Consider the following 21,840-nt stretch of genomic DNA (forward strand, 5'->3'; position numbering starts at 1 on the left):
AGGGGATACCGTATGGCTCAGGCAACCGGCCTCATGGCAGGCAAACGTGGCGTTATCATGGGTGTTGCGAACAATCGTTCCATCGCCTGGGGTATCGCAAAGGCCATTCATGCGCAGGGCGGCGAAATCGCACTCACCTATCAGGGCGATGCGCTGAAGAAGCGCGTCGAGCCGCTGGCCGACGAAATCGGCGCGATCCTGGCGGGCCACTGTGATGTCTCTGACGAATCGACCATCGATGCCGTTTTTGATCATATCGAGAAGGTCTGGGGCAAGATCGACTTCATCGTCCACGCAATCGGATTTTCCGACAAGGACGAGTTGACGGGTCGCTACGTCGATACGACGCCGGAAAACTTCGCCAAGACGATGCAGATCTCCGTCTATTCGTTCACGTCGGTCGCGCGTCGCGCTGAAAAGCTGATGACCGATGGCGGCTCGATGTTGACGCTCACCTATTACGGCGCTGAAAAGGTCATGCCGAACTACAACGTCATGGGCGTTGCCAAGGCAGCTCTCGAGGCGAGCGTGAAGTATCTGGCAGTCGACCTCGGACCGAAGAACATCCGCGTCAATGCCATTTCGGCAGGTCCGATCAAGACACTTGCAGCCTCGGGCATCGGCGATTTCCGCTATATCCTGAAGTGGAACGAGTACAACGCACCTCTGCGCCGGACCGTGACGATCGAGGAAGTGGGCGATGTCGGCCTCTATATGCTTTCGGATCTGTCGCGTTCGGTCACGGGCGAAGTTCACCATGCCGACAGCGGCTATCATGTCATCGGCATGAAGGCTGTGGACGCACCGGATATATCGGTCGTCAAGGATTGAGTTGTCTTTTCCGGCAACAGACGGAGCACGTGCTTTGCTGATCTACATGATCCGCCATGGTCAGACCGACTGGAATGCCGAAGGGCGATTGCAAGGCCAAAAGGATATTGGCCTGAATGATACAGGGCGGGCTCAGGCCCGCCTGAACGGGCGCACCCTGCGCGGCCTTCTGGGTCCCGAGGCGCCGCATTTCGACTACGTGTCCTCCCCGCTTGGCCGCACCCGCGAAACCATGCAATTGGCGCGAACGGAAATGGGCCTCGACCCCATGGCCTATCGCACCGATGAGCGATTGGTGGAGCTTTCCTTCGGAGACTGGGAGGGCCATACGCTGGATGAGGTTCGTGCCGTGGCGCCGGACCGTCTGAAGGCACGCTCCCGACAGAAATGGTCCTTCATCCCACCGGGCACTGACGCGGAAAGCTATGAAATCCTGTCATGGCGCGTTGGTGCCTGGCTGCAAACGGTAACGCAGCCCACAGTCTGTGTTGCCCATGGCGGCGTGGTTCGCTCCATCCTGAAGCTTGTCGGGGGATGGGATGAGATGGAAGCCGCAAAATGCGACATTCCGCAAGACAAGGTGCTGGTTATAGACCGCGACGCGGGCAAGGCGCAGTGGCACGCAAACTGAACGCAATGCGGCCAGGCCGTTACTGCCTGACCTGCAAGTCGTCGATCATCCGGTTTCCGTCGACCACCGTGTAGAAGACCACGACCTTCACACCCGACTTCAACCCGTCGAAGTTGAACTCTTCCGGTACCTTGTAGGTCTTGCCGTCATCAAGCGTAATGGAAAGCTTTTTCGTATCAACCGCCTTGATCGTGGCTTCGACATCCACGCTTTGAGCGGAACTGGCCAAGGGCGACAGGATGCTGGCGGTGGCGAGGAGAGCCGCAATCAGGAGACGCATGGAGATACTGCTTTCATTGTCGGATCGAGTGTCTTGTTTCGACACATAATTTGCTGGCAGATTGTGGCGAAATTCGCCCCCGATGATGACGATTTCCGGCTTCCTCCACAGATCGGGAAACACGAACCGCTGCGTCAGGTGGCGAGATGATGCTTTAGACCAAATGTCGATGATGTTCCGACAGTTTACCACAGAGGAAAACAAGAAATCACAGGCCAGTTAATGCTGTTCATCTAAAGCAGAAAATTAACTCGCGCCCCTTAGCTTTGATCCCGATGGTTGTAAAACAGGATGACATGGCTGGTGCGGTTTCTCTCTTCACTCAATATTTTCAAGCGGGAGAGCCCCCAATATCTGACACGGCGTACGCCGCTTGCCATGGCTTTTGTCATGGTCATCGGGATCATAGCGCTCGGACTCGTCATTGATCTTGAGCGTACATCGCGGCATCAGGCCGAATTGCGCGAGTCTGCTGAACATTCTCTCGCCGACCTCGTCCAGAAAATCGACGGACATTTGCGCCGGGATCTGATGATCGCCGATAACCTGGCGAATGTCTTGCGGTATAAATCGCGTTTTTCTCCTGTACAACTGGATGACGAGGCGCGATCCGCTCTGCAGATGAACCGTCACATTCGTGCCATCGCGGTTGCGCCGGACAACAAGCTCAGCCACATCCTGACGCGCGACGGCACCATCGATCTGTCGAGCAATCAGCCGCGCCCGGACCAGCAGAACCTGCACCTGAAGATTCTGGATCGACAGTTGAGCGGGCTTTCCCCGACGCAGGAGCCAATCCTCCTGCCGGATCCGGACCAGGATGTTCTCAACCTTGCGGTGCCTGTGCCGGGCGCAGATGAGCAATCATGGGGATCACTGGTTCTGCTGATCGACCGCAATGCATTTCTGTCGGACGTGGGCCTCGACGCCCCATCCTCCAGCGTTTCCCTGCAGCACACTGAAAGCACCCACTCGCTTCATGTTTCCATCGAGCATCGCGGACTGAATGGAACATCGCCTATTACGGGGAAACCGCATGCTGCAGACATACTTGCACTGTCGGGCCAGTTGGACCTGTTCGGAACGGGCCAGTGGCATATCCGCGCGATCCCGCAGGCGGGCTGGGACGCTGCGCCCGAAGATCTGGTTCCTTTCCGCATCTTCCTGACGCTGACAGGCTTGGCAGTCATCGTTCCCATCATCATCGCAGCCTTCCTGATCGGCGAGCGCAACCGCAATATCCAGATGCTGAAGGCACGCGAGGCCAATCTTCTGGAGCTATCGCAGCGTTTCAACCTCGCCATGGAAACGTCGAACATCGGCATCTGGGAAGTGAAGGCAGACAACCACCTGATCTGGGACGAGCGGGCAGCCACCCTGCACGGTAAGACTCCCGATATGGAGGCCAACAGGCTTGAGGAATGGCTGGATCTGATCGTGCCGGACGATCTTGCCGCGGCAGAGGCCCATTTCTTCACGGCGATCTGTTCTTCGGAACCTTGCACGAATATCTACCGCATCCGCACTGCTCAGGGCGAGATCCGTTATCTGCGATCGGCGGGCGCAAGCTATCGCAAGAGCGACCTGACGACCCACACCACGGGCATCGTCTGGGATGTTACGTCCGACATGATGGTCAACAAGACGCTGCTGGAAGCCAAGGCCGACAGCGACATCAAGAATGCCGAGCTTGAGCTGGCGCTCGATGAGCTTTCGAACCGCGAGCAGGAACTGGAAGAGCTTTCGACACGCCTGAATTTGGCGCTCGCTTCCTACAATTGCGGTATCTGGGAATCCATACCCCATGGCGGAGCGGAAATATGGGATGAGCGCATGTGTCAGCTCTACGGCATTCCGGAGGCTGGGCGCACCGTCGACCATGGAACCTGGATCAGCATGATCCATCCAGAAGACCGATTCATGGCGCGTGGTCTTGTCAGGGAGGGTCCCAATGATCTTTCCGCCAAACCGCTGACGGTGCGCGTTCCCCAACCGGATGGAAGCATCCGGTATGTTCGATCCATCGGGAAGATGCATCCGATGCGCGATGGGTCCACCAAACTCGTCGGGATTGCCTTCGACGTGACCGGCGACATGCTGATGACCCAGCAGTTGCAGGCCGCAAAGCGGGAAGCCGAAGCGAAGAACGTCGAACTGGAACTGGCAAAACATCGGATCGAGCACAATGCTCTGCATGATCCACTGACCGGTCTTGCCAATCGCCGGAAGCTCGACATCGAACTCGATGCGCTGACCCAGCAAAGCCGTGCTCAACGCATGCAGGTCTCGATCCTGCATCTTGACCTCGACCGTTTCAAGCAGATCAATGATACGCTGGGCCATGCGGCGGGCGACGCCATGCTGGTCTATGCGGCGCAGATCCTGACGCGCAACGTCAGCGGCAAGGACGTGGTTGCGCGGATCGGCGGCGACGAATTCGTTATCCTCATACAGGGGGAAAGCGACGCCGACGCCGTGGCCGAGCTTTCGAACCGAATCATCACGGAAATCCGCCAGCCACTTGATTTCGAGGGCTTTTCCTGTCGCTGCGGCGTTTCCATCGGCATTGCACAGGCCAGTGGAACGCGCATCGATGGACGCAAGATGCTGGTCAATGCGGATATCGCACTCTACAGGGCGAAAAATCTCGGCAGAAACCGCTACGAGTTCTTCACGCAGAACCTGCAGTCTGAAATCATTACCCAGAAACGAACCGCCGACGAGCTTCTGACCGCTATCGAAGAGCAGCAGTTCGTGACCTGGTACCAGCCGCAATTCTGCGCGAACAGCATGAAGCTGACCGGCGTGGAAGCACTCGTACGGTGGCGTCATCCGCATCGCGGCATTCTGGCGCCGGATGCATTCCTCGGCATCGCGGAAGACCTGAACGTCACTGCGACACTCGACCAGATCGTTCTCGAAACTGTTCTCAAGGACCAGATGCGGTGGGCGGCGGCGGGAATCGACGTGCCGAAGGTATCGGTCAACGTTTCTTCGAAGCGTCTTAAGGACGAGGGTCTCATCGAAACGCTGAAAACGCTCCAGATCACGCCCGGACGCATTTCCTTCGAACTCATCGAGTCGATCTTCCTGGACGAAAGCGAAGATGGCGTGACCGCCAATCTGGATCGCATCAAGGCCCTTGGGATCGACATCGAGATCGATGATTTCGGGACGGGGCATACCTCGATTGTCAGCTTGCTGAAGCTCAGACCGAAGCGCTTGAAGATCGACCGCCAACTTGTGATGCCGATCCTGGAGTCCCGTCAGGAGCTGACGCTCGTTCGCGCGATCATCGACATCGCCAAATCGCTTGGGGTCGAGACCGTGGCTGAAGGCGTGGAGACAATGCAGCATGCCAAGGTGCTGAGGGACATGGGCTGCGACCTGTTGCAGGGCTACGCCTTTTCGCGTCCCCTTCCCTATGAAAACTTCAGCACCATGGCGATGGCAGGCTTCCGACAGGCAAGCTGATCCAGACGGGTGCAGGACCGGCGAACGGATTGCCCGATAAAAGGGCTTTCCTCGTGCCAGTCTTTTCCACTATGACAAACCCGATTTCAAAGGGAGCGGCTCTTCGCCGCCGAATGGTCGGGTCTCATGTCGCACAACACATTTGGTCATCTCTTCCGCGTTACAACCTGGGGTGAAAGCCATGGTCCTGCGCTTGGCTGTGTGGTGGATGGCTGCCCTCCCGGCATCACCTTCACCCATGAAGACCTTCAGGTGTTCCTCGACAAGCGCAAGCCGGGTCAATCCCGCTTCGTGACGCAGCGCCGCGAGGACGATATCGTCAAGGTTCTGTCGGGTGTGATGCTCTCCGACGATGGTGTGACGATGACCACGACGGGCACGCCGATCTCGATGCTGATCGAGAACACCGACCAGCGTTCCAAGGATTACGGCGACATCGCGCGCAGTTACCGTCCCGGCCATGCCGACTTTGCCTATGACCTGAAATATGGAATTCGCGACTATCGCGGTGGCGGACGGTCTTCGGCCCGCGAAACAGCAGCACGCGTGGCCGCCGGAGCGCTGGCGCGCAAGGTCATTCCCGGTGTGACCATTCGGGGTGTCCTGACCCAGATCGGCAAACACAAGATCAACCGCAACAACTGGGATTGGGCGCAGGTCGACCAGAACCCCTTCTTCTGCCCGGATGCAGCCATGGTGCCTGTCTGGGAGGAGTATCTGGATGGCATTCGCAAGTCCGGCTCGTCCATCGGCGCGGTCATAGAAGTCGTGGCGGAAAATGTGCCCGCCGGTCTCGGTGCGCCAATCTATTCCAAGCTGGACCAGGATATTGCCTCGCTGCTGATGTCGATCAATGCGGTGAAGGGCGTGGAAATCGGTGAAGGTTTCGCATCCGCGGAACTGAGCGGCGAAGAAAATGCCGACGAAATGCGCATGGGCAATGACGGCAAGCCGCTGTTTCTCTCCAACCATGCAGGCGGCATTCTGGGCGGCATTTCCACGGGTCAGCCCATCGTCGCCCGCTTCGCCGTGAAGCCCACCTCCTCGATCCTCACCGAGCGCCAGTCGATCGATGCGGACGGCAACAATGTGGATGTACGCACCAAGGGTCGTCATGACCCCTGCGTTGGCATTCGCGCTGCGCCGATTGGTGAAGCCATGGTCGCCTGCGCCATCGCCGATCACTATTTGCGCGACCGTGGCCAGGTGGGAAAGGTGCGCGCCTGAACCACGCTGCGGTTTACCGCCCGACGATCATAGCCATGCCGACGGACCGAGGAGCCGTTTCCTTGAAGCCGAACTGTTCGTAAAGACGATTTGCGGGTACATCTGCAATCAGGCTCACATAGGCTGTGGCCGGAAGATTCTGACGGATATAATCGGTCAGCGCGCCCATGATCTTCTTGCCGAGACCCTTGCCCTGGTGTGTAGGGTCCACGGCGATATCCGTAATCTGGAAGAAACACCCGCCATCGCCGATGATGCGGCCCATGCCGACAACATCATCGCCCAAATAGATCGAAACGCCGAAAACCGTGCCCTTCAGCCCTTTGCGGGAGGCCTCTTCCGAAAATGGCGTCAATCCCGATATGGTTCGCAGACGCATGTAATCGCCAAGTTCGGGAAAGTTTGAAACAACAGCGTAACCACTCAATTCATTCACTCCTTCAGGCACCGGCCAGCCAGCCATCGGCATAGTTCACCCCTTCCACACCGGTGAAGCGCGCAAGCCGCAGAAGCTCTGCGTTCAGGCGCTCCAACCGCCCGGTGGATGGCTTGACGCCCGGCTCCAGCCACAGCCGCTTGATGCCAAGAACGCTTGTCTTGCGGTCGGCCTTCATATCGATGCGCCCAATCATCCGGTCCCCTTCCAGCAGCGGGAAAACGTAATAGCCATATTGCCGCTTGGGTTCGGGCACGAAAATCTCGATGCGATAGAAGAAGCCGAACAGGCGTTCGGCGCGGTTGCGATCCCGCAGCAGTGGATCGAACGGTGACAGGACGCGGATCCGCTGCGGCGGCACAGGGGGTTCCAGAATTGCGGGCAGTTGCTCCTTCAGCGCAAAGGAAGGACGTGACGTGCCATCGACACAGGCAATGGAGACCAGTTGCAATTCCTCTCGGTGGCTATCCACCCAGGTTTTCGCCTCCTGCGGGGACACCAGCGCCCAGAAGGCAGCGATTTCTCCATGCGTCGCAAAACCAAGCCGGGAAAGCGCCGAGCGACAGGCCCAGTCGACGAATTCATCGTGGCTTACCTCCGGCTCATAGTGATGCGGCGGAATGACCCGCTCCGCCAGATCATAGACTTTCTGAAAGTTTTCCCGCCGCGCGATGGCGAGCTTGCCGGTATGCCATAGAAATTCGAGCGCAGTCTTCGAGGGATGCCAGTTCCACCAGCCGCCGCCTTTGTGATCCTCCGCTTTCACATCACGCGACATGGTGGCCCCCAGCGTGCGGATGCGCTGATAGGTTGCCTCGAAAGCGCGGTCGAACCCCTCCCCCTGCCACTTGGCCCAGTTTTCCATGATCTTTGCCTCGCGGCGGACAAAGCGATGCTTCCAATAGGGAAAGAAGGCGGACGGAATGACCGAGGCATCATGCGTCCAGTGTTCAAACAGGCTTCTCTCTTTCTCCAGCAGCCGGACGAGATCCTCCCTCCGATAGGTCTGGTTGCGGGAGAACAGGATCTGGTGATGGGCGCGCTCCACGGTCTGGACGCTATCGACCTGAACAAAGCCGAGATCCTCGATCAGCCGCTGCAGCCCCTGCAAACCAAGCGCGCGATTTGGCGCGGCGGCAAGGCCTTGCCGCTCCAGAAACATTCGCCGTGCACGCTCGTTTTCAATCAGAATCGTCATAATTCTCACGCTAGCGCTTGTTCTTGTTTTGTTCAATGCGGCGCGTCGATTTTTCCGTATTCAGACAGGCATTCCCCTGATCGAAGCGGAGCGTTATAGAGACTGCGGAAACGGACAGAGGCCTTCACGGTTGCGCATTCAACTTGAAAACGCGGGTTTGAGCTTTGGAGAACGGGTGGCGCTTCATCCGCTTTCTCTCGAATTGACTGAACACCGGATCGGCGTGATTGGCCTGAACGGTTCCGGCAAGACCAGTTTTGCCCGGCTGATTGCCGGACTTGCCAAATCCACGCGCGGCAAGATTCTCATCGATGGTCTGGATTGGGCCGAGGACGGTGATGCCTTGCGCGGACGTATTGGCTTCATTTTCCAGAACCCGGGACACCAGATCATTCTTCCAGTGATTGAGGATGACGTGGCGCTTGGCCTGAAGAGCCGAGGCGTCAAGGGACCGGAGGTGAGCCGGCGTGTTGGCGCAGTGCTCCAGCGGTTCGGGATTGAAGATCTTGCAAGGCGGCGTCCGCATGAATTGTCCGGCGGCCAGTTGCAACTGGCGGCACTGGCGGCGGTGACGGTGACGGAGCCGGATCTGCTACTGTTCGACGAGCCGACCAATCAACTGGACCTGCGCAACCGGGCCATCGTCAAGGACACGATTGGCGACTTGGCCGAACAGGCCATTGTGGTGAGCCATGATCTGGATCTGGTCGCAGGCTTCGAGCGAGTGCTGGTGTTTCACGAAGGTCGGATCGTTTTCGATGGCTGGGGTCACGAAGCGATCCGTTTCTATTGCGAGCTGGTCGGATGCTGAACAGCCTCCACATCGAGGGGGAAAGCTGGCTTCACCGGATGGGAACCGGCTGGAAGCTTTTCGCGCTGCTGGTGCTCAGCCTCGTGCTCACGCTCATCAGCAACCTGCCGCTGCTTGCAGCCGCGCTTGTCGCTTCGCTTATGGTTTCGCGCAGTATCGGCATGACGGAGAGGATGCTCTGGCAGAGAACGAAGCCGGTGCTCCTGACGATTGCCTTTCTTGCACTTGTCAACATGGTGCTCCTGTCGCCGCGCGACGGTCTGGTCATTCTCCTACGCCTGCCTGCCATCCTGTTTTTTGCCAGTGCCGTGACGGCAAGCACATCCCTCTCTGCGTTCATCGATACACTGACGCGAGCCGCCATGCCGCTGGAAAGGCTTGGCCTCATCAGAGCGGCGGATCTGGGTCTGGCGCTTGGCCTTGTCCTGCGCTTCGTTCCTGAGATTCATGCGCGCTACGGGGCCTTGAAGGATGCGCACAAGGCACGCGGTATTCCGGTGAAGCTGCATCGCCTGCTCGGTCCGCTGATCATTTCAACCCTCAAGGATGCGGATAGCATTGCCGACGCGATTGACGCACGCGGCATTCGAGGCCAGAAAAGCCGCCATTGATCTTTTTTAAAAGAGGCGCTCAGCCTCGACAGGAGTTTTCATGTCAACCAGAGATCTCGTGCTTGCGGCGCTGTTTACCGCCATCATCGTTGTTCTGGGCCTGATTCCGCCGGTTCCGCTGGCGTTTCTGCCGGTGCCGATCACCGCGCAATCCATGGGCGTCATGCTGGCAGGCTGCATCATTGGCGCCACACGCGGCGCACTGGCCTATGTTCTGCTGGTCGTGCTGGTGGCGGTCGGCCTGCCGGTCCTGTCCGGCGGTCGCGGCGGTCTTGCCGTTCTCATGGGACCGACAGCAGGCTACATCTTCGGCTGGATTGTCGGCACCTTCGTCACTGGCCTTCTCGCTCAGCGACTCGTCAGTGAAAGCCAGCCCGCGCTGCGCCAGATGGCGGGTTTCCTGATTGCGGGCGTCGTGGGCGGCATTGTCGTCGTCTATGCCATCGGCATGCCCTGGCTGAGCTTCATTACCGGCACGCCTTTCGACAAGGTCGTCACCGGCTCGGTCGTCTTCCTGCCCGGCGACATCCTGAAGGCTGTGATCGCATCGCTTGCCGCACGCGCCGTCATGGTCGGCTATCCGCTGCTTCCACAGCGCGCCTGATCAATCCAGGAAGCGATACAGCCAGTCACGCAGGTCTTCGGGAAGCGGTGCTGGGGCGCCGCTTTGCCGGTCGCAGGCGCTCCAGATGATTTCGGCCTCCGCCACCTGTTCCGCACCCCGGTGCATGAGGATGGAAAAGCCGGCGGAGCGCCCGCCGATCTTGCTGACCCGCACGGTGGTTTCGATCCGATCGCCAAAGCGCACGGCTCGCAGAAGATTGCAGCTGACCTTCGAGACATAGAAGGCCGGATCGGTGTCCAGCGGTTCACGCTGGTCCCAGAAGCGCGCGAGCGCCTCTTCCGCATGAATGATATAGGCCGCGCTGAACATTTCGCCGCGCATGCCGACATCTCGAAACGGCACTTCGAACACATGCCGATTATTGATCTGTTTCGCCGTCATTCTGCCCCTCAACCGGTCTCCCGGTCTTCCACCCGTTCCAGACATTAAAGAGGACAGACGCGCCCCTCACAAGCAGGAAGCGGTGGGTGGCGGGTTTCGACGTCTTGAAATCTCATCACTTATAAGCCATTTCGGTGACGCCCGCCTTTTTGGTTGAAGCGGCAGGAGGCCGAGTGCATGACGACCCGCCTGTACGAAAACAAGATTTTCCTCGAACACAATACGCCTGAGGGCCACCCCGAACGCGCCGACCGGCTGCGCTCGCTGGCGCTGGCGCTGGAGCACCCGAACTTCGAGCGTCTGGAGCGTGTGCAGGCACCCCAGGCCAATGAGGATGCCGTTCTGCTGGCGCATCCGGAAGAGCACCTGTTCTCCGTCATGCGTGAAATTCCCGAAGAGGAAAACCGCATCCGCCAGATCGAAGCGGATACGCATGTCAGCCAGAAGAGCCTGCAGGCGGCGCTGACCGGCATTGGCGGGGCCATTGCCGCCGTGGATGATGTGTTCAACGGCAAGGCGGACAATGTGTTCGTGGCCTCCCGCCCCCCGGGCCATCATGCCGAAAAGTCGAAGGCCATGGGCTTTTGCCTGTTCAACAATGTGGCGATTGCGGCCCGCCATGCGCAGAAGACCTATGGTGTCGAGCGCGTCGCCATTGTCGACTGGGATGTGCATCACGGCAATGGAACGCAGGATATTTTCTGGGACGATCCGAACGTGCTGTTCTGTTCCACGCACCAGATGCCGCTCTACCCGTGGACCGGCGAGCTTGGCGAAACGGGTGCGCACAACAACATTATCAATGCGCCGCTCGAGCCGCATGCGGCGGGCGATCATTTTCGCGAAGCATTCTCCACCCGCGTTCTGCCCGCGCTTCACAACTTTCGTCCGGATTTCCTGCTGATCTCGGCAGGCTTCGACGCACATCACCGCGATCCGCTGGCGCAGATCAATCTGGTTGGCGATGATTTCGACTGGGCGACCGGGCGTTTGATGGAAATTGCCGGACGCTATGCGGGCAACCGCCTCGTAAGCCTTCTCGAAGGGGGCTATGATCTTGAAGGACTGGCGGAATCCGCCGGACTTCACATTTGCAGACTGATGAAGGGTTGATGATGAGCGACAGTGCAGCAAACCAGGATGTGGGCAGCCTGAGCTTCGAAAAGGCGGTGGCCGAGCTGGAAGGTATCGTGACACGGCTTGAGCGGGGCGATGTGGCGCTGGACGAATCCATCGCCATCTACGAGCGGGGCGAAGCGCTCAAGAAACATTGCGAAACGCTTCTCAATGCAGCGGAAAACCGTATCGAGAAAATCCGTCTCGACCGGGCTGGCAAGCCGCAGGGAGCAGAGCCTCTCGACGGCGAATAATCGCAGACCGGTTGGGAACCTGAACGGGGCTCCCGCCGTTTCCGGGCCATGGCAAGAGATACCGGACCCCGCGCCCGCAAGGGCATGATCAGCTTCGTTGTTACCATTTTCGTCGTGGCCCTCATATTGGCCGCGATCTACATGATCGGCTTCACGCCCGGCGAGACGAATTGATCGGCGTCACCGCATTTGCGTGACACGATGATCGATGGCGTTCAGGGCTCGGTCGACATGACCTTCGAACACCAATGTCTGTTCGTCCTGCACCAGCGATATGGCGGGCTGACCGTTCAGCCTCACATGCAGCGATTGCGACAACCCTTCCTCGATACCGCCCGTCAGGAGATCGTAGAAGCGGTTGCCCGGTCCGGTGATCGCAACCGGCATGTCACCTGCAAGGCTCAGCACGCGCGACAACCCCTGCCCCAGCGCAAGACCCGCCTGACGGAAGGCATATTGCGCCATGCGGTTGCCCTGACGCGCCGACTGGGCAATCTTTTCCATTTCCACAAGCGGAACGAACTTGGCGGGTATAGTGTTCGGCGGCACCTGGAACGCTAAGCGCAGGATGCCGTAGAAACCGGCTGATGCCTCGATACAGCCATAGGCGCCGCACCGACAGAGCCGGTTGTCGGAAGCATTCAGCATGTGTCCGAAATTGGGGGCGGTCGTCATGATTTCGCCTGCCTCCATGCGCGCAATGCCGAGGCCGATGCTGTGGCCGAGCGACAGGGCAACAAGCCCGTTTGGTGGCATTTCCGATCTCGATGATTGGCGCCGTGCCAGGGCTTGAACCACCAGCAAAGTTTCATTGCTGAGCGACAGGTGGCAATTGGGATAGGCATCGGCCAGCACTGAAAAATCCACCTCTTCGCGTCCGAGAACCGGCGACCAGACAAGCCTGCCAACCTCCGGCTCCACGATGCCCTTGCTGCTCAAGGAGAGCTGGCTGAAAGCCTCCGGCGGAAGCTTGGAACGCCCCAGAAGCCTGGCGAGCGATGCGGCCATATCCTGCAGAAGCGGACCCGCCTTCGCAACGTTGACATCCCGGACCGTGCTGAACCGGTCAATCAGCTTGCCGCGGTAATCAGAAAGCGCGTAGTGCAGCGCATCCGAAGAGATCTGCACCGAAACCGCATAGGCAAACCCGGCAGCCCGCTCGAACAAGACGCGCGGCCGCCCTCGCCCGCTGGGCGCGCTCTGCTCCTGCCGCTCGATGGCGCCTGCCTTTTCCAGATCGACCGTGACCGCCGTGACCGTGGCAGAGGCAAGGCCTGTCAGTTCCGAAAGCTCCGTATGGGAAAGCGCGCCCTTTAGCCGCAACACGCCCAGCACGGCCAGCATGTTCTGGCGGCGCAGAAGCTCGGTGCCGGGCTTTGCCGTAGAAAAGCGTAGTCCCTGAACCTCGTCTCCGGTCGGCGAAGATTTCACCCACATGATTTCACAACTATCACCACTCGAAAGGGCTGTTGACACCCTGACAATCATCTGCCAGATATTTTCTCGACTGTCGAGAAAAACAATTTCCAGCATGGGAGCGGAGGTTGTCGACGGTATTTGGGCGGGGGAGGAGCGGACCGAGGTCCGAGGCTGCCTCGTATTCACTCGGGAGGTTTTAATGAAATCAGTTCTGAAGCTGATGGCCGCTGCTGCTGTCATCACCGCTGTTCACGCACCGGCTTTTGCCAAGGATCTCGTCGTTGGCGTATCCTGGTCCAACTTCCAGGAAGAGCGTTGGAAGACCGACGAAGCGGCCATCAAGAAGGCGCTCGAAGCCGCTGGCGCGAAGTATATTTCTGCTGACGCCCAGACATCTGCTGCCAAGCAGCTGACCGACATCGAAAGCCTGATCTCGCAGGGCGCCAACGCCCTCATCGTTCTGGCGCAGGATTCGTCCGCTATCGGCCCGGCCATTGAAAAGGCAACCAACGAAGGCATTCCGGTCATCGGCTACGACCGCCTGATCGAAAACCCGAAGACCTACTACATCACCTTCGACAACAAGGAAGTCGGTCGCCTTCAGGCCAAGGAAGTCTTCAAGGTCAAGCCGCAGGGCAATTACGTGTTCATCAAGGGTGGCTCCACCGACCCGAACGCTGATTTCGTCTTCTCTGGTCAGCAGGAAGTGCTGAAGGACGCCATCGCTTCCGGCAAGGTGAAGAATGTCGGCGAAGCCTATACGGATGGCTGGAAGCCGGAAATTGCCCAGAAGAACATGGAGCAGTTCCTGACCAAGAACAACAACAAGGTCGATGCAGTCGTTTCCTCGAACGACGGTATGGCCGGTGGCGTTGTGGCCGCTCTCGAAGCGCAGGGTCTTGCCGGTTCCGTTCCGGTCTCCGGTCAGGATGGCGACAAGGCCGCTCTGAACCGTATCGCGCTTGGCACCCAGACCGTTTCTGTCTGGAAGGACAGCCGCGAACTGGGCAAGAAGGCTGGCGAAGTGGCCGTGGCACTTGCCAAGGGCACCAAGATGGAAGCGCTTCCGGGCACACAGAAGTTCAAGGGCGGCGCCAAGGGCGTTGAAATGAACTCCGTATTCCTGACGCCGATCGCCATTACCAAGGACAACCTGAACATTGTTCTCGATGCTGGCTGGATCTCCAAGAAGGAGCTTTGCCAGGGTGTAAAGGCTGGTTCCGTCAAGGTCTGCAGCTAAGCTCGGACTTTAGAAGTCGATCATCGGCAACAAAAGTTCCGCAAGGGACGTCGCAGCACACCTGCGGCGTCCTTCGCTCGCGGAGGCTTGCCGACAAGAAGAGGGAGTTCAAGGCTTATGACGGATCAAACCATTCCGGTCGCCATCAAACCCGCCAGTGGCGCTCGCGCGGCACCCGGCAACCCGCTCAAGCGCTTCTTCCAGGCAACGGAAATCGACACGCGCCTTCTCGGCATGGTCGTTGCCATGCTGTTGATCTGGCTTGGTTTCCACGTTCTGTCGGACGGCCTGTTCCTGACATCGCGCAACCTCTGGAACCTCTCGGTCCAGGCGGCCTCCGTTTCCGTCATGGCAACGGGCATGGTGCTGGTGATCGTGACGCGCAATATCGACCTCTCCGTCGGCTCGATCCTCGGTTTCGTCGGCATGATCATGGCCGTGACGCAGACAAAGTTCCTGCCCGCATGGCTTGGCTATGACCACCCCATGACATGGATCCTGGCGCTGAGCGTCGGCATCGTTCTGGGCGCCGCCATCGGCGCATTTCAGGGCGCAATCATCGCCTTTCTCAATGTTCCCTCCTTCATTGTTACGCTTGGCGGCCTGCTGGTCTGGCGCGGCGCGGCCTGGATGGTGACGAGCGGTGCGACCGTTGCACCCATGGACACCAAATTCCGCCTGATGGGCGGCGGCGCGGATGGCTCCATCGGGGCAACCGCCAGCTGGATCGTCGGCGTCATCGCCTGCGGCTTCATCGTGCTGTCCATCCTGCATTCGCGCAAGCAGCGCAAGCGCTTCGGCTTTCCGTTGAAGCCGATCTGGGCCGAATTCTTCGTCGGCATTGCCAGCTGCGGCATCGTGCTCGGCGCAGTGAAGGTTCTCAACAGCTATTACATGCCGGTCAATCTGGCCCGCCGCTATGCGGAAGAGAATGGCATTGCCTGGCCGGAAAACGGTCTCGACATTCCGCTCGGCATCGCTATTCCGGTCCTGATTGCGCTCAGCATTGCCATCGGCATGAACTTCCTGACGAACCGCACGCGCTTTGGCCGCTACGTCTTCGCCATCGGTGGCAACCCGGAAGCAGCAGAACTGGCCGGCATCAAGACCCGCTGGGTGACCGTTCGCCTGTTTGCACTGATGGGAGCGCTCTGCGCCATCGCAGCCGCGATTTCTACCGCCCGCCTCAACGCCGCCACCAATGCACAAGGCACGCTGGACGAGCTTTATACCATTGCCGCAGCCGTGATCGGCGGCACGTCGCTGGCCGGTGGCGTGGGCACCATTGCCGGTGCGGTTCTGGGCGCGCTGGTCATGCAATCGCTGAATTCCGGCATGGTTCTGCTTGGCATGGATGCGCCCTTGCAGAGCATCGTGATCGGCATGGTGCTGGTGCTGGCGGTCTGGCTTGACACCATCTATCGCGCAAGAGCCCGCTAGAAGGAGCAGGAAAAATGACGCAAGACAAAACACCTCTGGTGGAAATGCGCGACGTTTCCATCTCCTTCGGCGGCATTCACGCTGTCGATGGTGCCTCGGTGGATCTCTTCCCCGGCGAAGTCGTGGCTCTTCTCGGCCACAACGGTGCGGGCAAATCCACCCTGATCAAGATCCTCTCCGGCGCTTATCGCCGGGATTCAGGCGAAATCCTCATCAATGGCGAAGCGGCTGATATCAACAACCCGCGCGATGCCAAGAAATACGGTATCGAGACCATCTACCAGACCTTGGCCGTGGCCGATAACGTCGATGCTGCCGCCAACCTCTATCTCGGCCGCGAGCTTCGCACGCCCTGGGGTACGCTGGACGATGTGGCGATGGAAGCCAAGGCGCGTGAGGTTATGGGGCGTTTGAACCCCAACTTCCAGCGCTTCAAGGAGCCGGTGAAGGCATTGTCCGGCGGTCAGCGCCAGTCTGTTGCCATTGCCCGCGCCATTCTGTTCGACGCTCGTATCCTCATCATGGACGAGCCGACGGCCGCGCTTGGACCGCAGGAAACGGCGCAGGTTGGTGAACTGATCACCCAGCTGAAGCGCGAAGGCATCGGCATCTTCCTGATCAGCCACGACATTCATGACGTGTTCGATCTGGCAGACCGGGTATTCGTGATGAAGAACGGCCGCGTGGTGGGCCATGCGCGCACTGAGGATGTGACCAAGGACGAAGTTCTCGGCATGATCATCCTGGGCAAGGTGCCGCCGGGTGCCACCGCCGGTCCCGGCGCCATGCAGATGGCGTGAGGGTAACGTTATTGAAATCGAGCGGCGGGCCATGTGCTCGCCGTTTTTCGTTCACCCCTCCCGCAGCTTCGCTGCGACCTCCCCCTCAAGGGGAGGTGGGAGAATACGTCACCCAGTGAAATCTGGTCTCACCCGAGGCAGTCCAGAACACCAAAGCTAAAGTAGGAACAAGTGCAGGCTACATATTCCCACCTCCCCTTGAGGGGGAGGTCGGCGCGGCGCGCCGGGTGGGGTGATGCACTGTTTCGCCGTGCAGCTCGATCCTACCCTCCCTCACCTGCCCCTGAGTACACCGGCCAGCGTGTGGATGTGGGCGGCACCAATGCCGCAGCAGCCGCCAATGAAGCTGGCGCCCGCATCCGCCCAGTAGCAGGCAAAGCGGGAATAGGCATCGTCCGTCAGGTCCTTGCGGGTTTCGTGCAGGCCTTCGTTGGCGGCGCTGTCATCCGCATCGGCCTCGAAAGCATTGGCGTAGACGCCGATTTCGATCGAGACGCCCTTTTCCTTGAAGATCGCGGACGCCGTGCGCACCGCCGCTTCCATGACTTCCGGCTTGGCGCAGTTGAACATCAGCGCCACAGCGCCGGAACCTGCCGCCCAGCGCGCTGCATCGGCCACCGTCTCGCCAGAGCGAAGTTTCGGTTCGCCGCCCAGCACCTGCGCCTCGTCATCGGCCAGCGTGAACGAGATCCAGAAGGGCTTACCCGTATCTTTCACCGCGACACGCACCGCCTCTCCCTCGGCAATCAGGCTCAGCGTTTCGCCCAGCCAGACATCCGCATAGGCGTCGAGGTTTTCCACCAGTACCGAGAGATAATCCTGCACGCGGGAAGGATCGAAATTTTCCGGCTCATAGGAGCCGAAGATCGGTGGCAGACCGCCCGCGACCGTGACCGGACGGCCAGTCTTGTCCGCTGCCTGTCGCGCCAGTTCGCCAGAGAGACGAATGAGCGCCGGGCCTTCCTTGGAAAAACGCTCTTCGCCGATGTGGAACGGCACCAGCGCATAGGAATTGGTGGTGATGACATCGGCACCGGCGGCGATGAATTCCTCATGCACCTGCCGCACGATCTGCGGGCTATTGATCAGCGCCAGCGCCGACCATTCCGGCTGCTTGAGTTCAGCGCCAAGACGCAGGAGTTCCCGGCTCATGCCGCCATCGAGAATTTTGAGCGTCGTCATAGGGTTACCTCATGGAATAGGAATTGAAGCTCAGCGCCGGATCGGCACCTGTGCTTCGACAAACTTGAAACTGCGGGCAATCACGGCCGTCAGCGCGACATAGAACAAGGTCACCACGATCAGTGGCTCATAGACCAGCAGCGTGTCCTGCCGCACCTTGTAGGCGACCGCATAGAGATCCATGACCGTGACGGTGAAGGCGAGCGGCGTTGATTTCAATTGCAGCACCACCTCGCCCGCAATGGTGGGCAGCGCGATGCGAATGGCGCGTGGCAACCAGATACGGCGCACCAGCGTGAACGGGCCCATGCCAACCGCGCGGCCCGCTTCCAGCTCGCCCTTGGGCACCGAGAGAAGCGCGCCCCGCAGGATGACGGCCTGATAAGCGGCAAAATTCAGCGTGAACGAGACCGCCGCGAAGAAGAAGCCCTCGCGCAGGATGGGCCAGAGAAAGCTTTGTCTGAGGCCCGGCACCAATGGCAGGAGCGAGCCGACACCGTAATAGAGCAGCCAAAGCTGGATGAGCAGCGGTGTGCCGCGCAGGAAGGTGCAATAGGCCCGCGAGAGATTGCGGGATATCAGCCCGCCGGACACCTGCGCGAAGGCGAGGCCGATGGCGAGCACGAAGCCCACGGATACGGAAATCGCGAGCAGCGACACGGTCTGTATCGCGCCGTCGATCAGAAGCGGCCAATATTTCGCAATCCAGTCGAACCTCATCTCGCCCTCCTCAGCTCAACTGTGGCTGGCCGCGTCGCACGCGGCGTTCCAGTGCGGTGAAAACGAGGTTCGAGACGAGCGTGATGGCCAGATAGAGAAAGGCCGCCGCAAGGAAGAACAGGAAATATTGCTTGGTATTCGCCCCTGCCAGCCTGGTTGCCAGCGCCAGTTCCTGATAGCCGACCACGGCGACCAGAGCGCTATCCTTGGTGATGGACATCCAGAGGTTTGCCATGCCGGGCAACGCATTCGGCAACAATGCCGGAAGGGTGACGCGGCGAAAGGCAAGGAAGGGCGAGAAGCCGAAAGCTCTGGCAGCATCGATCTGGCCGGAGGGAATTGCCAGAACCGCGCCACGAAGCACTTCCGTCATATAGGCCCCTTGCACGAAGCCAAGGACAGATACGGCGGCGACAAAGCCGTTTATTTCGATGGTGGGCAGGGAAACCGCCGTAAGCAGCCGGTTCAGCCCGTCCGTGCCGGCATAGTAGAGACCGACGATAAGAATGAGTTCCGGCACCGCCCGAATGATGGCTGTATAGGCATTCAGTCCAAACACCAATGCACGGTTGCCCGAAAGCTTGCCCAACGCACCGGCAAGGCCGATAGCCAGACCGATGGCATAGGCGCAGGCCGAGATGGCGACGGTGGAAAGAGCGCCGGTCAGCAGCATGCCGCCCCATCCCGGAGGATAGGGAGACAGCAATTCCCAAACACTCATCTGGCTCACCGCCATCAGGGCAAACCCTTACTTTGCGCCGTAGACGTCGAAATCGAAGTATTTCTTCGTGATTTCGTCGTATTTTCCACTGGCGCGCACGGCAGCGATGGCCGCGTTGAGCTTGGCCTTCAGCTCGGTATCGCTTTTGCGTACACCGCCGCCGACACCGATACCCAGAACGGCCGCATCAGCAGCAACATTGCCCATGTCGGCGCAGCAATTCTTGCCTGTTTCGCTCTTCAGGAAATCGCCCAGAACGATGGAATCGGCAAACACATAGTCGATGCGGCCATTGGCCAGATCCTGCAGAGCTTCATCCAGGGTCTGATAGGTCTTTTCGTCTGCCTGCTTGGCGAAATACTTCTTGTAGTATTCCGTCTGGATGGTCGAGACCTGAATGCCGATGGTCTTGCCCTTCACGTCCTCGACAGTCGCACCCGGCTTCTGGTCCTTGGGGCCGATGAGCTTGCTCGGCGTATTGTAGTATTTGTTGGTGAAGTCGATGGTCTTCAGGCGCTCATCGGTGATCGACATGGACGCCCAGATCACATCCAGCTTCTTGGCTTGAAGCGCCGGAATCAAACCATCCCAGGAAGACTCCACGATCGTGCATTTTTCCTTGATCTCAGCGCAGACGGCATCCATCAGCTCGATTTCCCAACCCTGCCATTTGCCACTGGCATCCTTGGCGAAAAAGGGCGGATAGGCTTCATTCAAGATTCCAAAGCGCACCTCAGCCTGAGCGGCAAAGGCTGAGGCAATGAAAGCTGCGCCAGCGAGAAGGAGAGAAAAAGGCTTCATTCGGCAAATCCTTGATGGAGTTGAATGATTAGCGGGAAAAACCGCTGGTGAAACTGCGCGCCCGCTGCGTCAGCGGGGCATCGAAAACTTGTTGCGGCGGCCCCTGTTCGGCAATCTCGCCTTTGTCGAGGAAAACGACATGGCTGGACACATCACGGGCAAAGGCCATTTCGTGCGTCACGAGAAGCATGGTGCGCCCCTCCTCTGCCAGATCGCGGATGACCTTCAACACCTCGCCGACCAGTTCCGGATCGAGCGCGGAGGTCGGCTCGTCAAACAGCATGACCGCCGGATCCATGCATAGAGCCCGCGCAATGGCAGCCCGCTGCTGCTGACCACCGGACAGGAAAGCCGGATAGACATCGCGCTTGTCGGACAGCCCGACCTTGGCCAGCAGGCCTTCAGCCTTTTCAATGGCTTCGCGCCGTGATTTTCCCTGAACATGGATTGGGGCTTCAATGAGGTTTTCCAGAACCGTGCGATGAGCCCAGAGATTAAAGCTCTGGAAGACCATGCCGAGCCCGGTGCGCAGCCGCTCCAGCTGGCGGCGATCAACCGGCTCCAATCCCCCCTGGCGCGCGGGCTTCAGCTTCAGCTCCTCGCCTGCCACGATGATGCGGCCTTGGTCCGGCTTTTCCAGCAGGTTGATGCAGCGCAGAAGCGTGCTCTTGCCGGAACCAGACGAGCCGATGATGGAGATGACGTCGCCCTTTTGCGCCGTCAGCGAAATCCCGCGCAGCACTTCGAGACCGCCGAAGGTCTTGTGCACATTCTCGATCTGCAAGGCTGCGGTCTGTTGCGGGTTCATTCAAAACTTCTGTTGCCTGATGAGTTTGCGCACAATAAAGCTTCATTGCGCGGTTTATCCTCGCTTCATTGTTTAATGGCGCATAAAATCGTCATCTTAAAGGAACAGACGCATATTTTCCCTGCAGTTGAGGGAAAATTCGTCTCGAATGTGGTCAACGTGAGAAAGTTCTCGCAAGGAGAGGAGACCGGGTATGGCTGAAGCGCTGGATACCTTCGATCGTGCAATTCTGGACCTCGTTCAGAAGGACTGCCAGCTGAAGGCGGAAACCATTGCCGACGAGGTAGGCCTTTCCGCCTCTGCCGTGCAGCGCCGCCTGAAACGACTTCGCGACAATGGCGTCATCCAGGCGGAGGTGGCTGTCATCAACCGCAAGGCGACCAGCTTTCCGATGACCTTCATTGCGGGCATGGAAATCGAACGCGACAACTACGATGCGCTGGCCCGCTTTCGCCAGTGGGCGGAAAAACAGCCCAATGTTCAGCAGGTTTACTATGTCACCGGCCAGGTGGATCTGATCGCCATCATTACCGCGCGCGATGTGGAGCATTATGACGATATCAGCGCGCAATTGATGGCCGACAATCCGCAGATCAAGCGTATGACGACCAATGTCGTTCTGCGCGATGTAAAGACGGGCCTGTTTATTCCGGTGGAGGAGTGAGAAAATGCCCGGATCGCTCTGGGCCTCAGTTTGTTGACAAAGGGTTTTCCGCAATATTCCGTCATGCTCGGGCTTGTCCCGAGCATCTACAACCGATTGATTTTATTGGACGCTAGGAGATTCTCGGCACAAGGCCGAGAATGACGTCGCGGCTGTCGGGGGCGGATGGT

24 protein-coding genes are annotated in these 21,840 nt (G+C 59.2%); 14 read left to right on the plus strand and 10 right to left on the minus strand.

All coding sequences use genetic code 11. The annotated features are described in order from the left end of the window. Positions 1-12 precede the first annotated feature (12 nt). Entirely contained in the window at positions 13-831 is an 819-nt protein-coding gene (fabI, locus tag ASD54_RS02685) for an enoyl-ACP reductase FabI (protein ID WP_062553028.1), read from the plus strand. Positions 832-865: 34 nt separating this feature from the next. Then, entirely contained in the window at positions 866-1,462 is a 597-nt protein-coding gene (locus ASD54_RS02690) for a histidine phosphatase family protein (RefSeq protein WP_062553029.1), read from the plus strand. A gap of 19 nt (positions 1,463-1,481) precedes the next feature. On the opposite strand, the gene ASD54_RS02695 is transcribed toward ASD54_RS02690, so the two are convergent. After that, entirely contained in the window at positions 1,482-1,742 is a 261-nt protein-coding gene (locus ASD54_RS02695; RefSeq protein WP_062553252.1) for a DUF1344 domain-containing protein, read from the minus strand. A 303-nt stretch (positions 1,743-2,045) separates the two neighbouring features. On the opposite strand from ASD54_RS02695, the gene ASD54_RS02700 reads away from it, so the two are divergent. Both ASD54_RS02700 and aroC read left to right on the plus strand, forming a co-directional pair. Then, a complete protein-coding gene (locus tag ASD54_RS02700) occupies positions 2,046-5,216 on the plus strand; it encodes an EAL domain-containing protein (RefSeq protein ID WP_062553253.1) in 3,171 nt (1,056 codons plus the stop codon). A gap of 126 nt (positions 5,217-5,342) precedes the next feature. Beyond that, the gene (gene aroC / locus ASD54_RS02705; protein WP_062553030.1) at positions 5,343-6,443 is read left to right on the plus strand and encodes a chorismate synthase; all 1,101 of its coding nucleotides are present in this window, start codon (positions 5,343-5,345) and stop codon (positions 6,441-6,443) included. A gap of 13 nt (positions 6,444-6,456) precedes the next feature. Here aroC and ASD54_RS02710 read toward each other — a convergent pair whose 3' ends face one another. Together ASD54_RS02710 and ASD54_RS02715 are read right to left on the minus strand one after the other, a co-directional pair. Next, the gene (locus ASD54_RS02710; RefSeq protein ID WP_062553254.1) at positions 6,457-6,822 is read right to left on the minus strand and encodes a GNAT family N-acetyltransferase; all 366 of its coding nucleotides are present in this window, start codon (positions 6,820-6,822) and stop codon (positions 6,457-6,459) included. A gap of 61 nt (positions 6,823-6,883) precedes the next feature. Continuing rightward, positions 6,884-8,077 carry a winged helix-turn-helix domain-containing protein gene (locus ASD54_RS02715; protein WP_062553031.1) on the minus strand — a complete coding sequence of 398 codons (1,194 nt, stop codon included), beginning with the start codon at positions 8,075-8,077 and terminating at the stop codon, positions 6,884-6,886. A gap of 130 nt (positions 8,078-8,207) precedes the next feature. Between ASD54_RS02715 and ASD54_RS02720 the strand changes: the two genes are divergently transcribed. The 3 genes from ASD54_RS02720 to ASD54_RS02730 are packed head-to-tail and all read left to right on the plus strand — an operon-like array spanning position 8,208 to position 10,103. Beyond that, positions 8,208-8,888, plus strand: coding sequence for an ABC transporter ATP-binding protein (locus ASD54_RS02720; RefSeq protein WP_062553032.1), 681 nt, complete (start codon positions 8,208-8,210; stop codon positions 8,886-8,888). Beyond that, complete coding sequence (locus ASD54_RS02725; RefSeq protein ID WP_156379028.1) at positions 8,882-9,499, plus strand: energy-coupling factor transporter transmembrane protein EcfT; 618 nt, start codon at positions 8,882-8,884, stop codon at positions 9,497-9,499. Before ASD54_RS02720 ends, ASD54_RS02725 begins: the two co-directional genes overlap by 7 nt. Positions 9,500-9,539: 40 nt before the next feature. Continuing rightward, positions 9,540-10,103 carry a biotin transporter BioY gene (locus ASD54_RS02730; RefSeq protein WP_062553033.1) on the plus strand — a complete coding sequence of 188 codons (564 nt, stop codon included), beginning with the start codon at positions 9,540-9,542 and terminating at the stop codon, positions 10,101-10,103. On the opposite strand, the gene ASD54_RS02735 is transcribed toward ASD54_RS02730, so the two are convergent. Further along, a complete protein-coding gene (locus tag ASD54_RS02735) occupies positions 10,104-10,505 on the minus strand; it encodes a thioesterase family protein (RefSeq protein ID WP_062553034.1) in 402 nt (133 codons plus the stop codon). It abuts the gene before it with no gap. Positions 10,506-10,682: 177 nt separating this feature from the next. Between ASD54_RS02735 and ASD54_RS02740 the strand changes: the two genes are divergently transcribed. The 3 genes from ASD54_RS02740 to ASD54_RS27395 are packed head-to-tail and all read left to right on the plus strand — an operon-like array spanning position 10,683 to position 12,049. After that, the gene (locus tag ASD54_RS02740; protein WP_062553035.1) at positions 10,683-11,618 is read left to right on the plus strand and encodes a histone deacetylase family protein; all 936 of its coding nucleotides are present in this window, start codon (positions 10,683-10,685) and stop codon (positions 11,616-11,618) included. A 2-nt stretch (positions 11,619-11,620) separates the two neighbouring features. Then, complete coding sequence (locus tag ASD54_RS02745) at positions 11,621-11,875, plus strand: exodeoxyribonuclease VII small subunit (RefSeq protein ID WP_062553256.1); 255 nt, start codon at positions 11,621-11,623, stop codon at positions 11,873-11,875. A gap of 48 nt (positions 11,876-11,923) precedes the next feature. Next, positions 11,924-12,049 carry a hypothetical protein gene (locus tag ASD54_RS27395; RefSeq protein WP_280139161.1) on the plus strand — a complete coding sequence of 42 codons (126 nt, stop codon included), beginning with the start codon at positions 11,924-11,926 and terminating at the stop codon, positions 12,047-12,049. Positions 12,050-12,055: 6 nt separating this feature from the next. On the opposite strand, the gene ASD54_RS02750 is transcribed toward ASD54_RS27395, so the two are convergent. Then, a complete protein-coding gene (locus ASD54_RS02750) occupies positions 12,056-13,219 on the minus strand; it encodes an ROK family protein (protein WP_062553257.1) in 1,164 nt (387 codons plus the stop codon). Positions 13,220-13,493: 274 nt separating this feature from the next. Here ASD54_RS02750 and xylF point away from each other — a divergent pair, with 274 nt between their 5' ends. The 3 genes from xylF (at position 13,494) to ASD54_RS02765 (ending at position 16,774) form a co-directional block, all read left to right on the plus strand. Beyond that, entirely contained in the window at positions 13,494-14,534 is a 1,041-nt protein-coding gene (xylF, locus tag ASD54_RS02755; RefSeq protein ID WP_062553036.1) for a D-xylose ABC transporter substrate-binding protein, read from the plus strand. Positions 14,535-14,651: 117 nt separating this feature from the next. After that, positions 14,652-15,974 (plus strand): sugar ABC transporter permease, encoded by a 1,323-nt coding sequence (locus ASD54_RS02760; protein ID WP_062553037.1) that lies wholly within the window; start codon positions 14,652-14,654, stop codon positions 15,972-15,974. A 14-nt stretch (positions 15,975-15,988) separates the two neighbouring features. After that, a complete protein-coding gene (locus ASD54_RS02765; RefSeq protein ID WP_062553038.1) occupies positions 15,989-16,774 on the plus strand; it encodes an ATP-binding cassette domain-containing protein in 786 nt (261 codons plus the stop codon). A 273-nt stretch (positions 16,775-17,047) separates the two neighbouring features. On the opposite strand, the gene ASD54_RS02770 is transcribed toward ASD54_RS02765, so the two are convergent. The 5 genes from ASD54_RS02770 to ASD54_RS02790 are packed head-to-tail and all read right to left on the minus strand — an operon-like array spanning position 17,048 to position 21,006. After that, positions 17,048-17,956 (minus strand): homocysteine S-methyltransferase family protein, encoded by a 909-nt coding sequence (locus tag ASD54_RS02770; RefSeq protein ID WP_062553039.1) that lies wholly within the window; start codon positions 17,954-17,956, stop codon positions 17,048-17,050. Between the two features lie 30 nt (positions 17,957-17,986). Further along, positions 17,987-18,676, minus strand: a complete 690-nt coding sequence (locus tag ASD54_RS02775) for an ABC transporter permease (protein ID WP_062553040.1) — start codon at positions 18,674-18,676, stop codon at positions 17,987-17,989. Between the two features lie 10 nt (positions 18,677-18,686). Beyond that, positions 18,687-19,412 (minus strand): ABC transporter permease subunit, encoded by a 726-nt coding sequence (locus ASD54_RS02780; RefSeq protein WP_062553041.1) that lies wholly within the window; start codon positions 19,410-19,412, stop codon positions 18,687-18,689. Positions 19,413-19,424: 12 nt separating this feature from the next. Beyond that, positions 19,425-20,198: a transporter substrate-binding domain-containing protein gene (locus ASD54_RS02785; RefSeq protein ID WP_062553042.1), complete on the minus strand. Its 774-nt coding sequence runs from the start codon at positions 20,196-20,198 to the stop codon at positions 19,425-19,427. Between the two features lie 28 nt (positions 20,199-20,226). Further along, positions 20,227-21,006, minus strand: coding sequence for an ATP-binding cassette domain-containing protein (locus ASD54_RS02790; protein WP_062553043.1), 780 nt, complete (start codon positions 21,004-21,006; stop codon positions 20,227-20,229). Between the two features lie 193 nt (positions 21,007-21,199). On the opposite strand from ASD54_RS02790, the gene ASD54_RS02795 reads away from it, so the two are divergent. Then, positions 21,200-21,670, plus strand: coding sequence for an Lrp/AsnC family transcriptional regulator (locus ASD54_RS02795; RefSeq protein WP_062553044.1), 471 nt, complete (start codon positions 21,200-21,202; stop codon positions 21,668-21,670). Positions 21,671-21,840 lie beyond the last annotated feature (170 nt).

The organism is Rhizobium sp. Root149 (assembly GCF_001427345.1).
In the GTDB taxonomy this organism is placed as follows: domain Bacteria; phylum Pseudomonadota; class Alphaproteobacteria; order Rhizobiales; family Rhizobiaceae; genus Neorhizobium; species Neorhizobium rhizoryzae.